Annotated in this window: 11 protein-coding genes; 1 reads left to right on the forward strand and 10 read right to left on the reverse strand. The window is 62.1% G+C overall.

All coding sequences use genetic code 11. The features are described 5' to 3' along the window. Position 1 precedes the first annotated feature (1 nt). From ACCAA_RS08270 to ACCAA_RS08285, 4 genes are all read right to left on the reverse strand, one after another. Positions 2–961 (reverse strand): aspartate carbamoyltransferase catalytic subunit, encoded by a 960-nt coding sequence (locus tag ACCAA_RS08270; RefSeq protein WP_186406769.1) that lies wholly within the window; start codon positions 959–961, stop codon positions 2–4. Beyond that, positions 954–1460: a bifunctional pyr operon transcriptional regulator/uracil phosphoribosyltransferase PyrR gene (gene pyrR / locus ACCAA_RS08275; protein ID WP_186406770.1), complete on the reverse strand. Its 507-nt coding sequence runs from the start codon at positions 1458–1460 to the stop codon at positions 954–956. Before pyrR ends, ACCAA_RS08270 begins: the two co-directional genes overlap by 8 nt. A 161-nt stretch (positions 1461–1621) precedes the next feature. Next, positions 1622–2086 (reverse strand): Holliday junction resolvase RuvX, encoded by a 465-nt coding sequence (ruvX, locus tag ACCAA_RS08280; protein ID WP_186406771.1) that lies wholly within the window; start codon positions 2084–2086, stop codon positions 1622–1624. Continuing rightward, a complete protein-coding gene (locus ACCAA_RS08285; RefSeq protein ID WP_186406772.1) occupies positions 2079–2639 on the reverse strand; it encodes a YqgE/AlgH family protein in 561 nt (186 codons plus the stop codon). Before ACCAA_RS08285 ends, ruvX begins: the two co-directional genes overlap by 8 nt. Positions 2640–2688: 49 nt before the next feature. Between ACCAA_RS08285 and ACCAA_RS08290 the strand changes: the two genes are divergently transcribed. Next, complete coding sequence (locus ACCAA_RS08290) at positions 2689–4149, forward strand: cryptochrome/photolyase family protein (RefSeq protein WP_186406773.1); 1461 nt, start codon at positions 2689–2691, stop codon at positions 4147–4149. Here the strand turns inward: ACCAA_RS08290 and ACCAA_RS08295 are convergent. The 6 genes from ACCAA_RS08295 to ACCAA_RS08320 all read right to left on the reverse strand — a co-directional run bounded on the left by ACCAA_RS08295 (position 4127) and on the right by ACCAA_RS08320 (position 13382). Then, positions 4127–9505: a hybrid sensor histidine kinase/response regulator gene (locus ACCAA_RS08295; RefSeq protein ID WP_186406774.1), complete on the reverse strand. Its 5379-nt coding sequence runs from the start codon at positions 9503–9505 to the stop codon at positions 4127–4129. The two genes, ACCAA_RS08290 and ACCAA_RS08295, sit on opposite strands and share 23 nt — an antisense overlap. Positions 9506–9545: 40 nt before the next feature. Further along, the gene (locus ACCAA_RS08300) at positions 9546–11711 is read right to left on the reverse strand and encodes a methyl-accepting chemotaxis protein (protein WP_186406775.1); all 2166 of its coding nucleotides are present in this window, start codon (positions 11709–11711) and stop codon (positions 9546–9548) included. Positions 11712–11784: 73 nt separating this feature from the next. Then, positions 11785–12294, reverse strand: coding sequence for a chemotaxis protein CheW (locus tag ACCAA_RS08305; protein ID WP_186406776.1), 510 nt, complete (start codon positions 12292–12294; stop codon positions 11785–11787). A gap of 11 nt (positions 12295–12305) precedes the next feature. Beyond that, positions 12306–12668 (reverse strand): response regulator, encoded by a 363-nt coding sequence (locus tag ACCAA_RS08310; RefSeq protein ID WP_186406777.1) that lies wholly within the window; start codon positions 12666–12668, stop codon positions 12306–12308. A gap of 44 nt (positions 12669–12712) precedes the next feature. After that, the gene (locus tag ACCAA_RS08315; RefSeq protein WP_186406837.1) at positions 12713–13072 is read right to left on the reverse strand and encodes a response regulator; all 360 of its coding nucleotides are present in this window, start codon (positions 13070–13072) and stop codon (positions 12713–12715) included. 121 nt (positions 13073–13193) lie between these two features. Continuing rightward, complete coding sequence (locus ACCAA_RS08320) at positions 13194–13382, reverse strand: rubredoxin (protein WP_186406838.1); 189 nt, start codon at positions 13380–13382, stop codon at positions 13194–13196. Between the last annotated feature and the right edge of the window lie 114 nt (positions 13383–13496).

The following is a 13496-nucleotide window of genomic DNA, read 5'->3' on the forward strand; positions in this document are numbered from 1 at the left end:
ATCAGTTTCCCGCCAGAATGCCCATGACCGCCATACGCACCGCGATCCCGAAGGTGACCTGTGGCAGGATCACGGCTTGCGGCCCGTCGGCGACGTCGGAGTCGATCTCAACGCCGCGATTCATCGGTCCGGGGTGCATCACGATGGCGTCCGGCTTGGCCAGCGCCAGAGCCATCGGCGTCAGCCCGTAACAGCGAAAGTACTCGCGGGCCGAAGGTAGCAGCGCACCGTTCATGCGCTCGTTCTGCAGACGGAGCATGATTACCACATCGCAATCGCGAATTCCTTCACCCAGATCATGGCACACGCGGACCCCCATTTTTTCGATGGCGGCTGGCAGCAGCGTCTGCGGGCCCACGGCGCGTACTTCGGCGGCGCCGAGCGCGATGAGCGCATGGATGTCCGAGCGGGCGACCCGCGAGTGCAGAATGTCGCCGACAATCGCCACCGCCAGATTGGCAAAATCCTTCTTGTAGTGACGGATTGTGTACATGTCGAGCAGGCCTTGCGTCGGATGGGCGTGGCGTCCGTCGCCGGCGTTGACCACATGCACGTCGTTGCGACCCAGACGGCGCAGGTGGTCGGCGATCAGGTGCGGGGCGCCGCTCGCCGCGTGCCTTACGACGAACATGTCGGCGTGCATGGCCACCAGGTTATCAACGGTATCGAGCAGGGTCTCGCCCTTGGCCGTCGAGGAACGGGTCACGTCGAGGTTGATCACGTCTGCCGACAGGCGCTTGGCGGCGATCTCGAAAGTCGTTCGCGTACGGGTGGAATTCTCGAAGAAGACGTTGAAGACGCTCTTGCCACGCAACAAGGGCACCTTTTTGACCTCGCGGTCCGAGACCTCGAGGAAGCTCGATGCGGTATCCAGGATGTGGTTGATCACCGCACGGGGCAAGCCGTCGGTCGACAACAGGTGGGTCAGTTCGCCATTGGCGTTGAGTTGCGGATTACGCATGCTCGGCAACGCTCCACTGCAGCCGACCGTCGTCGTCCGCCGAGAGGATCAGTTCATGCAATGGGTCGAGTTCGACGCGCCAGGGGCAGAAGTCGGCGCAAATGGGCAACTGGCGACGGCCGCGATCGGCCAGGACAGCGAGCTGGATGCTCGCCGGGCGACCATAGTCGAACAGCTCGTTGATCGCCGCCCGTGTCGTGCGTCCGGTGTACAGGACATCATCGACGAGGATCAGTGGGCGGCCTTCGACGTCAAAAGGGATTGAGCTTGGCTTGACGCGTGCATGCAGGCCTCTTTCGCCGTAGTCGTCACGGTAGAAAGAAACGTCGATGAGGCCGATTTCGTTGGCTAGATCGAGCAGGTCACGCAGCCGCCGGGCAACCCAGACACCGCCACTGTGAATGCCGACCAGGACCGTGTCCGGTCGGAGGCAGGGTCGAATAAGCGCGGCCAGTGCAGCACACTGTTCTTCGGCGTCGGGAAGGTCGATTGGTGGCATCAGTTACCTTAAAAGTCGCGTCTGTGACTCACTAATCTCCCCTCTCCTGCCCGAGGGAGAGGCGGGGGGCGAGATGGGGAATTCACGGAGCATGCTCCGTGCACATCGAGCGATTCCGGCGTGCAAGCCGGAATGCGCCCTGCAAGGGAGGGCAACGATCATCAGGGGTGGTAAGGCCGCGAGTCCTGACTGCCGGCGCGGTCAAAATGGCTCTGCAGGATCAGTTGGGCAGCCACGGCATCGAGATACCCTCTCGCGCTGCGGGTATTGTGGCCGGCGGCCAGAAGTCGGTCCTGCGCTTCGTATGAGGACAGTCGCTCCTCGGCATACTCGACGAGGAGACCGAAGCGACCGCGCAACTGGTTCGCGAAGCGCTGGCAGCGCGCGGTCATGGCATGTGCCGTGCCGTCAAGTGAGGTCGGCTGCCCGACGACCAGGCTGGCTGGCCGCCACTCGTCGATCAGTGCGGCGATGGCCGAGAAACGCTGGTTATTGCCATCGCCGTGAATCGTGGTCAAGGCATGGGCCTGCAGGAGTTGCCATTCGCCGACGGCGACACCGATGCGTCTTTCGCCGAAGTCGAACGCGAGTACCGTGCCCCTGGGTAGGCCGGCTGCGTCAGGCATGCCCGGCCTGATCGGCAAGATGGGTCAGATTGACACCGAGCAGTTCGAGTGCCGATGCCAGTCTCTCCTCGTAGGGCAGTTCGAAAAGGATGCGCAGTTCTGCCGGCACGGTCAACCAGGCGTTCTGCGCCAACTCGTGCTCGAGCTGGCCGGCAGACCAGCCCGCGTAGCCGAGCGCGACCATCAGGTCGCGTGGCTGTCCACTGCTGGCGACCGACTGCAGGATATCACGCGAGCTGGTCAGCCCGACGTGCTTATTCACCACCAGCGTAGACTGCCACTGGCCGATCGGTCGGTGGAGGACGAAGCCGCGGTCGGTCTGTACCGGCCCACCGAAGAGCACTGGCAGATCGGTAAGGTCCTGGGCCTCGAGGGAAAGGTCTATCTTCTCGAGGAGGGTCCCCAGGCGCATGTCGATCGGCCGATTGACGATCACCCCCAGCGCTCCTCGATCATTGTGTTCGGCGACGTAGACCAGGGCCCTTGAGAAATAAGAATCTACCATGGCCGGCATGGCAATGAGAAAATGGTCAGTCAGATTAATGCTGTGCATGTGCCTATTTTAATCGGCGCTGGCGGCTGACACAAAGGTTATCAAGCCATTGGATTCGATTCTCGTCTGGTTTCGGCGCGACCTGCGTGATACCGATCACTCCGCGTTGTGCGAAGCGCTGCGGCGCGGACGGCGCGTCTACTGCGCCTTCGTTTTCGATCGGGAGATCCTCGACGCGCTGGACCAGCGCGCCGATCGACGGGTCGAGTTCATTCGCGAATCGCTGGTCGAGCTGGATATCGCGCTGCGCGAGCGCGGCGGCGCCTTGCTGGTGCGTCATGGCTGGGCGGTCAGCGAGATCCCGGCACTGGCCAGCGAGCTGGGCGTCGCGGCGGTATTCGCCAATCGCGATTACGAACCACAGGCCAAGAAACGTGATGCCGCCGTGATGGTAGCATTGAACGAAAACGGAATCGCCTTCGAGTCCTTCAAGGATCAGGCTGTCCTTGACGGCGATGAGGTGCTGACGCAGGCCGGACGTCCGTACACGGTGTTCACACCCTACAGGAACGCCTGGCTCAAGCGCCTGACCGAGGATGATTGGCAGCCGCATGCCGCTGGCGCAGGGATTCTGGCCGCCGCTTCTGGCGCCGATCCGGGCGCCAATGGCGTGCCCTCGCTGGTGGAGATCGGTTTTGCGGTTACCGATCTGCGGTCCCTAGGCATCGTGCCGGGAATGTCTGGCGGACGACAACTCCTGGGCGACTTTCTCGGGCGAATGACGCGCTACCGGCAGCAGCGGGATTTTCCTGCCGTGAAGGGGGGGTCCTGCCTCTCGGTGCATCTGCGTTTCGGCACGGTCTCGGTTCGTGAACTGATTTCCAGCGCGCTGGCCGCAGGTGCCTTGCGCGAGGGTGGCGAAGGCGCTGCAACCTGGCTTTCCGAGCTTGTCTGGCGCGACTTCTACTTCATGATTCTGGACCGCTTTCCGCACGTCGCCAAGCGCGCCTTCAAGCCGCCGTATGACGCCATCGCCTGGGAACAGGGGCCGCAGGCGGCCGCGGCGCTGGCCGCCTGGTCTGCCGGGCGCACCGGCTATCCGCTGGTCGATGCCGCCATGCGGCAACTGAACCGCACCGGTTACATGCACAATCGCCTGCGCATGCTGGTTGCCTCGTTCCTGACCAAGGACCTGGGGATCGACTGGCGGCTGGGCGAGGCCTATTTCGCCCGCCAGCTCAATGACTTCGATCTGGCGGCCAATAACGGCGGTTGGCAATGGGCAGCGTCAAGCGGCTGCGACGCGCAACCGTATTTCCGTATCTTCAACCCGGTCACGCAGTCCGAGCGTTTTGACGCCGCTGGCAGCTTCATTCGCCGCTACCTGCCGGAACTTGCCGCTGTGCCGGACAAGTTCATTCACGCGCCATGGCGCATGAGCCTGGCCGAGCAGGCCGCCTGCGGCGTATTCATCGGACGTCAGACGCCAGCGCCGGTGGTCGACCATGAAGAGGCGAGGCGCCGGACGCTGCAACGCTACGCGGTCGTCAAGCGCCTCGCTGCTCCTTGACGTGTTCGGCTACCAGGCGCAGCAGTTCGTCTTCCTGATAGGGCTTGCCAAGGTACTGGTTAACTCCCAGTTCGAAGGCGTACTGCCGGTGCTTGTCAGCCATTCGCGAGGTAATCATGATGATCGGCACGCTCCGCAGGCGCTGGTCGGCGCGTATGTTCCTGGTGAGTTCGAAGCCGTCCATGCGCGGCATCTCGATGTCGACCAGCATCACATCGGGGACCATGGCGACCAGTTGTTCGAGGGCATCCGTCCCATCCTTGGCGGTCATGATCTGGTAGCCTTCGCGGGCCAGCAATCGACTGGTGATCTTGCGCACGGTCAGCGAGTCATCGACGATCATCACCGTTGGCAGGGTGGCGGTGACACTGTCAGTCGCCGTCGCCTCACGTACGGTGGGCACTGGTGCCACCGGCGGCGTGCTGCGCGTCCGACTGGCCAGGGCAACCGGGTTGAGGATCAGCAGCACCTGGCCGTTGCCGAGTACCGTCGCGCCATCGACGCCGATGACCCTGGCGAGTTGAGGTCCGACGTTCTTGACGACGATTTCCTGATTGCCGATCAAGCCATCGACCTGCAGGGCGATTCTACCGGTTCCGCTACGCAACAGCAGTACCCAGTACTGGTGATGCTTCTCCGGCAGGGCCCGGGAGTCACCGAGGAGGTGAGGCAGGTAATGGAAGGGATATCGCCTTCCAGACCACTCGGCGACGCTGGCCTCGCGCATACGGGCCAGTCCCTTTTCCCGGGTATCGAGTACCTGCTCGATCAAGGCTGATGGAATCGCGTACTCGCGGTTGCCGGAGCGCACCAGCAGGGCCTTGGTCACTGCCAGCGTGAGCGGCAGATAGAGCCGGAAAGTGGTGCCCAGGCCGGCGCTGGAGTTGACGTCGATGCGGCCGCCAAGGCTGGCCACCTCGCTCTTGACGACATCCATCCCGATGCCGCGACCAGACAGGCGCGACACTTCGCTGGCGGTCGAAATTCCCGGCGCAAAAATAAGTTCCACCACCTGAGCAGGGTCAGCCGCTTCATCCGCAGTCAACAGATCAGCAGCCAGACCGCGTTCCCGCAGTCGGTCCAGGTCGAGGCCGGCGCCGTCATCGGCGAAGGAGAGGATCACCTCATTACCTTCCTGCGCCAGGGTCACCGATATTTCACCAATCTCCGGCTTGCCCTGAGCCAGGCGAACGTCGGCCGCTTCAAGTCCGTGTGCGACGGCGTTGCGCAGCATATGTTCCAGTGGTGCCAACATCTTGTCGAGAACCGTTCGGTCGAGTTCCAGTTGAGCACCGCTGATTTCAAGGTTTGCCCGCTTGCCGATTTCCTTCCCCGCCTGCCGAACGATACGGTAGAGGCGATCGACAATGCTGCCGAATGGCACCATGCGGATAGACATCAACTCCTGTTGCAGATCACGGTTCAGACGTGACTGAGCGAGAATGGCGGCGTTGGCGTCATCCAGGTTCTTGAGCAGGCTCTGCTGGGCCGTGGCGACATCGTTGACCGATTCGGCCATCATTCGCGTCAGTTCCTGGAAGCGTGTGAAGCGGTCGAACTCAAGTGGATCGAAATCGGTATGGCGCTCGTCGGTTTGCGCGGTACTTGACTGCATCTGCAACTCGGCGTGGAGCTCGATATCGCGCAGTTGCCGACGCAGACGGATGACGTTCTCGGTGAGGTCGAGCAAGGAGGCCTTCATGGCTCGCGTCTCGCCTTCGATCCGCGAGCGGGCAATCGACAATTCGCCGGCTTCGTTGACCAGTCGGTCAATCAGGTCGGCGCGGACGCGCAGCATGGCGCGCTGCTCGGGTGCGTCGGTATCGCTTTCCGGGGTCGCCGCCGCACCCCGATCGACGGCCATAGCGCCATCGTCGACGCTCACTCTCGCTTCCATCGCAGGTGCTGACGTGGCGTCATCCGGGACCTCGACCAGTGGGTCAAGCGATTCGCCGCGCTGCAGTTTGTCGACAATCTGCACGATGACGTCAAAGGTATTGTCGATGTCGTCGATCGTCTCGGGCGGCACAGCACCAGTACGCTGCGCTTCCTCAATGCGCGTTTCGATGGCGTGCGTCAGTTCGCCAAGATTCATGGCACCGGCCATCCGCGCGCTACCTTTGAGCGTATGGAACAAACGGGCCAGTCGACGCGCGATTTCAGCATCCGACGGATTGCTGCGCCAAGCACGCAAACACGTGGCGATGCCCTGATTGAGCTCGAGTGCTTCCTCCACAAACAACGGCAGCAGTTGCTCGTCAAGTTCGTCCTGCAGTTGCGGCACCTCGACGGCCATGCCGCTGGCACTCGCTGTCGGTACCGGTTCGGGGACTGCCGGGGCTGGTTTTGCCGGTTGCGCTGGCGCTGGCGCGCTGTCCGCCGCAGCCGGCGTTGCCTGTTGCTCGGTAGACGGCTCGAGATAAAGTGCGTCGAGAACCTCGACGAGGGCGGGAGTGGCTTCGGGCTGCTGCTCACCGGCGACGTCGGCGAGCATCGAGGCCAGTTCGGCGATCGCCTCCCGGATGGTGGCGAGCGCATCCTGACTGTCGGCATGCACGGCGTGGTTGTGGCGCAAGAGCGCCGCTTCGAGCGCGTGGCTCAGTTGGTTGACCGCCACGATGCCCACCGTTGCCCCGATGCCGGCCAGCGTATGGGCGGCACGATACAGTTCGCGGCTTGCCGGGGCGACGGCGTTGGCTTCGAGCAGTGAGAACTCGCGTTGCAGGGTGGCCAGGTGAGCACCGGCCTCGGCGTTGAAGATCTCGGCCAGATCGGCAGCAAGGGAAAGCCGAGAGCGCGTCTTGCGATCATCTTCGGTCGCCTGTAGTTCGCCATCGGCCAGCATGCTGGCCGCCGCCGGTAGCGGCGCACCGGTCGCCTCTGCGGCACTGCCGACCGGTTGCACCAACACGTCGCTGATCTGCTGAGGCTCGGCGGCTTCGCTGCCCAGGCGCAGCAACTCGGCGGCAGCGAGCATGCCGGTGGCGTCAGGGGGATTGCCGTGGCCGGTTTTCAGATACTCGACCCAGGCGACAAAAACGGTCCGCGTCTGCCCGATCAGGTCGAGGAGGGCAGGAGTCACTTCCTGTTCCTGCCGTAGACAGAGGTTCAGGACCTGCTCTATCGCCCATGCTGCCTCGCCGAGATCCTTCAGCCCAACCATGCGGCCGCTGCCCTTGAGCGTGTGCACCGAACGACGGATCGCGGTCAGCAGTTCCGTATCGTGCAGCCGCTCTTTCAGGAGCTGGAAGTTCTGCCCAATGCTGGCCAGGACCTCGTCCGCTTCCTCAAGGAAGATTTCGAGCAATTCGGCATCGACTTCCTCATTGGTCGCTTGCGAGAGCTGGATCGTCTCTGCCGACGGTGGCGGTGCTTCTGCCGTCTGTGGCTTGAGCGTGGCCATCGCTTCGTCGATCTGCCGCGCGGCATCGCCACCAGCAGCCAGCGCCGAGAGAACCTCCTTGGTCTGCTGCCCGAGTTTCTTGTCGGCAACCAGATCGGCATCTTTTTGCAGGGCCGCGAGGTTTTGTTGAACTTCTTGGCGCAGACCGGCGTCGGTGGGCTGTTCCTTGAGTGCTACCAACAGCGCGTGCGCGTCGCGTTTCTGCTGCTCCACCTGTTGCTCGACCGTGGCCGTTGCTTGCTCATCGACCGATCTTGGCGCTGTGCCAGACTGCATATTGCTGACGAAGCTCTCGAAGTCGGCAGCTCCGTGTTGCAGCGCGTCAACGAAGAAGCCGACCAGCGACAGCCGCTCGGCGACACGCTCGAAGTCGCCCTCGTGGGGGGCATACCCCGGCTTTGAGAAGCCTCGGATGTCTGTCGTGCACTGGCGCAGAACAGCCACCGCGCCGTCATGACGCATCATGGTCAGTGCACCGATGACCTGTCGCAGGGGGGTCTCGAGAGCGTCGAGATCGGCAGACTTCTCGGCATCACGGAAGAAGCCATCAAGCACCTGCTCGATTTGGGCAAGGTTGTTTTGAATTTCTCTGGCGACCTGAGCAACCAGCAGCTTTTCCTGTGCCTGGCGCGACATGGCGTCGAGCGCTGGTAACTCCGATCCGGATTGCGGCAGGGATCCGGAAACACAAAGACGAAGCCGGTCAACCATGACGTCAACCTGGTGCGCGAAACTGCGGTCCAGGTACTGAATGTTCTCCTGCGCGCTTTGGGTGAGCAGGATCGCTGTCGCGGTTTCCATGGCCAGAGCTTCGCTGTGGCGAGAGGGTGTCTGCGTCAGCAGGCTGGCGACATCGGTAATCGCGTGCACCAACCGTCGATAGTCCGCATGACCCAGTTCGTCGACCAGCGTCGACAGGGTCGTGGCGTTTGCCCGGAAGGTCTGGAGAGCCTGGGTCGTTCCGGCGCAGAACTTGCTCCAGCTCTCTTCGGTGGCCACAATCACGTCACGCAAGCGGCGCTGCAAGGCAGCCACGGCGACCGGCATCGCCGCCGACGCGCTGGGCATCAAAGCCGCCAACTGGTAGGCGTCCTTGACCTCGAGTACCGCGCGATCATCGCTGTCGGCGCTGCCGACCAGATAGAGCGCATCGCGCATCAGGCGCTCGGCGACGTTGCTCGAGCCTTCGAGAAGTCGGCGAATTTGCAGGTCGATGCGCGTGCACAGTTGCCTGGCATCGGCGTCAGCCGGTAGCGCGCCTTCGGCCAGGGCGGTCAGGAAAGCCGTCGCGACCCACCAGAACGATCGCGCCGAGGGCATTTCCTGGATCGCCTCGATGCGCTTCACGGCCTCGCGCATTTCCGGTAGCCCGGCTCGTTCCTTTGGCGCCCGCAACCACGACAGGAGGCCACGCTGAAAGTGTGCCCTCTGCTGATGCAGTGCGCGCTGACTCGCATTGCGACCGAGCAACGCCAGCGGACCCGCACGGTGCGGCGGCCGCACGAGGAGGTCAGGAAAGAAAAGATCCGTCGGAAAGACTCGCCCTTGCCCGCGTGCCTGCTGGACCTCTCGATAGAGCGGCATGAGCCGCAGTGGCTGGTTTGGCTGGCCGGCGAGCAGATCGTCGAGGTAATGGCGCAGCGCCGCCATCGAGCGTTGCGCAAGGTCCACGGAAGCCTCGGAGGCGGGCCGCTCGTGTTTTTCGATGGCCTCCAACAGGGACTCCAGCGCTTCACTGAACTGCGTGACACCGTCCAGTCCGACGATCGTCAGAGCACCTTGTACCTGGTGCAGATGGGTCCGACAGAAGCGGACTTGCGTCAGATCGCCGGAGGCCTCGGCAGCACTCGCCGTGAACTTTTGCAGTGCCTTGTCGCCACGCTCCAGCGCAAGGTCGATCTCGCTCTTGACCCAGGTCAGCGGGCCGATATCGAAGCCCGTCGGGGTATTCATGGGGGACAGGTTCTCCACTTCAGTCTTCTGGCGTCGAAGCTCAGGACACCTTGAAGCCGGCGACGGACCCCTTCAGTTCCGTCGCCAGACCCGCCAGTTCGCCAATCGCCGTCGCCGTCTGTTGCGTGCCGGCCGTCGTCTGCCCAGTGACGAGTAGTATTTCCTGCATGTTGCGGGCCACTTTGGTTGCCGAGTCGGCCTGCTGGCGCGTGGCGCTGGCGATGTTTTCAATCAGCACGGTGAGCGAGTTCGACACCGCACCGATCTCTGCCAGCGCCTGACCGGCGGCGTCGGACAACCTCGCTCCTTCGACCACGCCGCGGGTCGACTCTTCCATCGCCGAAACGGTGTCCTGGGTATCGGTCTGGATGGTCCTGACGATCGCCCCAATCTGCTTGGTCGCTTCGCCAGAACGTTCAGCGAGTCGCTGCACCTCCTCGGCAACAACGGTGAAGCCGCGTCCCGCTTCGCCGGCCGAAGCAGCCTGAATGGCGGCGTTGAGTGCCAGCACGTTGGTCTGCTCGGTGATGTCCGAAATCAGCTCGACGATTTCACCGATTTCCTGTGAGGATTCGCCAAGGCGCTTGATCCGCTTCGAGGTCTCCTGAATCTGCTCGCGGATCTTGTTCATTCCCTTGATCGAGTCCTCTACCGCCTGCGTGCCCTTGTCGGCAGACGCCAGCGCCTGTCGCGCCACGGTTGAGGACTGCTTCGCGTCAGTCGATACATTGGTCATCGACGTCGCCATGGCCAGCACGGACTGACCTGTCGCCTTGATCTCGACCGCCTGACGTTCGGCGGCGGCAAGCAACTCGGTGGAAGTCTGCTGGGCCATGCCGGTCGCGACCGTCACCCGGCCGGCAGCGTCGTTGATTCGGCCCACGAGCACGCGGAGTTCTTCGATCGTGTAGTTGATCGAGTCGGCAATCGCGCCGGTGATATCCTCGGAAACCGTGGCGGTGACCGTCAGGTCGCCGTCGGCAAGGTCGCCAAGTTCGTTCATCAAGCGCAGGATGGCGCCCTGGTTCTGGCGGTTCAGCGCCTCGGTCGCCTGTCGGCTTTGCTCGGCCGCCTGGGCCTGACGCTGGGATTCGGCAAGGTAGGTCCGGGCAAGCAGAAACAGCAGCGCGATGGCGAGCGCAATCAGGACGAACAAGGCAATGCCATAGGCGGTGCGTTTCAGGGTGCTGCTGTGATAAGCCTGCGCCAATTGGTCGGTGACTTCAAGCAACTCTTCGCTGTCACGGAAGATCTGCGAACCTGCCTGTTTGGCAATGACCAGCCGCTGCATGTTGCCAAGGATGCCGCCGACGGCTGTTCGATACTCGCCGAACCTGGCCTCCAGCTCGTTGAGCTTCTGCTTTGTATCGCCGTCCGTCGCCGCGGCAATGCGCAGCACTTCGCTCCCCTTGGCCAGCGCCTTCAGCGTGTCACGAAAGGTGTTGGTGTCCTTGCCCAGGAGAAAGGCGATCTCAGGGTCGATGGCATTACCGACAAGGAGCGCGCTGGCGTTCTTTGCGATCCTCTGGGTGAGCATCACCAACTGGTTGGCGGCAGCAATCTCGCGCACTCCAGCACTGCTCTGCAGCTTGAGTGCAGCGACTTGCTCCGACAGTTCCAGCAACTGCGGATTCTTGTCGTTGATGGACGCCACGTCCTTGCCCAGCGAGACCAGGTTCTTTTCCATCTCCAGCAGGCGCGAGGAGCTTTTCTCGGTCTTGTCCCAGATTTGTGTCAGCACCTGCAACTGTGGCTGAACGCTGGCTGGCGAAGGAGGAAGCTGTATGCCCGCCAGTTCGCCACCATTGGTCAGTCCCTCAAGGTTGGCGGCGAAGCTGTCACGGGAGTCCCTGAGCTGCTTGAAAGCGGCCGGGTCACCGAGCAGGGCCAGGCTGGAGGCTTTTGCCAATCGTTGCGACAGCATCCGCATTTCACCTGCGGCGGCAATGTAGGCGGTGCCGTAGGTCGACTGACGGCTGTCACGATAGACGACGGTGGCGATCAGCAGCATCACCAGGACCAGCGCGCCGCCAAGCATCTGCAACTGTTTGCCTACCGGGTAGCGATCAAGCAGAGCGGCTGCAAACGGAATCCTCCCTCGTCTCGCGGGCGCATCTGAATCGACGACCGGCCGGGCCAGCAGCGTTTCGCCAGCCGTGTCAGTGGTCCGGGACAAGAAAGCAGGCAGCTTGGGCTTGAAACTCATTTCACCTCTCCAATTACATTGTCTCGATGGCGCGACTTAGCTGTCGTCGAGCATGTCCCGATGCAAAAACGGCTCAAACGCCAATGTCCATGAATCCCTGGTCAGCCAGTAATCCTCGCACCTGGAGTTTCCTCCAGCGCCGTCCCTCGTTGTCGCCATAGACTTGCTGCGCCCAGTCCGGCGCTTGCGGATCAGGCGCTTCGGGAGTCAAGGCTTCGACATTGCGCAGACCGATCATGCGCGTGACCAGCAGCGCTGCGTTGGTGCCATGACGGGTGCCGATCAGCAGAAGTCGCGAGCTGCCATTCTGGGGTGTTGCTTCCTTGCCCAGAAAGGCGGACAAGTCGACCACCGAGTACAGGTTGCCGCGAATGTTGGCGATACCCGCGAACCAGGGTTTGGTCAAAGGGACGTTGGTCAGCGGTGTGAGCGGAACGATTTCGCCCGAATCGGCCAGGTCGAGAAGCCAGTAGTCTGAACCGGCCTGAATGCCGAGTAATCCTGCAGCACTCTGAGCGCTGGTGCCGGCCAGCCTTGCCGCGAGGTAGGACTGGAATTCGTGCAGGCGGACTTTCTTGGACATTCCCGTCCCGTTCAGAGCACAGCGATCTTGGCCAGCAACTCCTGACCATTGACGGGCTTTACCAGGTAGTCCTGTGCGCCCTGTCGCAAACCCCAGATCTTGTCGGTTTCCTGATCCTTGGTGGTAAACACGATGATCGGAATATTCCTGGTTGCTTCATTACGGGTCAGGGTTCGAGTGGCCTGGTAGCCGTTGAGACCTGGCATGACAATGTCCATCAAGATCAAGTCGGGCAATTCGCTTTTTGCCTTGGCGATGCCCTCTTCACCGCTTTCGGCGGTAATGACCTCGTAGCCATTGCCGGTCAGCAATGTTTTCATCACGTGACGTTCGGTCGGCGAATCGTCAACAACGAGGATCTTCTTGATGGCCATGATCTCTAGCTCCCTCGGCTGTCGGTCAATGAATCCGGGTTTCTTCAGGCGGACGGGAGCGAAAAAGCCGCCACCGTCTGCAACAGACTATCCTTCGTGAAGGGCTTTGTCAGGTATCGGTCGGAGCCCACCATGCGCCCACGTGCGCGGTCAAACAAGCCATCCTTCGACGATAGCATGATCACCGGCGTGGCGCGGAAACGGTGGTTCTTCTTGATCAAGGCACAAGTCTGGTAGCCGTCAAGTCGCGGCATCAAGATGTCGCAGAAAATCACGGCGGGCTGGTGATCGGCAATTTTCGCCAAGGCATCGAAACCATCTTCGGCAAGGACCACCTGGCAACCGGCTTGCACCAGGAAAATCTCGGCGCTACGCCGTATGGTGTTGCTGTCATCAATGACCATGACCTTGACGCCGCGCAGGTCTGCAGCTTCAGCCACTTCTCTCCTCCAAGGTGGTTCTACGTTCTATAAGCCCCGTGAATGCAACCCGATCTCCTTTTCACACTACTATACCGCATTGTTTTCATATTTCGACACTTTCAAAGTCTTCCTTGCGCGCGCCGCATTCCGGGCAAGTCCAGTTGATGGGCACATCCGACCAGCGCGTCCCGGGGGCGATGCCTTCGTCAGGCAGACCTGCGGCCTCATCGTAAATGAAGCCGCAGGTCAGGCACATCCATGTGCGATAGGGTTGATTGCTAGCTGTATTCATGGCTTCAGTCGGTTTTCGGTTAGAATCGGGAAGAAAAAGGCAGGATTCTAGCCAAAGCTTTCTCTCGCTACCAAGACTTTCTTTCGCCGGCACAACCCTTCTCCGACTCAAGAC

Source organism: Candidatus Accumulibacter aalborgensis, assembly GCF_900089955.1.
Lineage (GTDB): Bacteria > Pseudomonadota > Gammaproteobacteria > Burkholderiales > Rhodocyclaceae > Accumulibacter > Accumulibacter aalborgensis.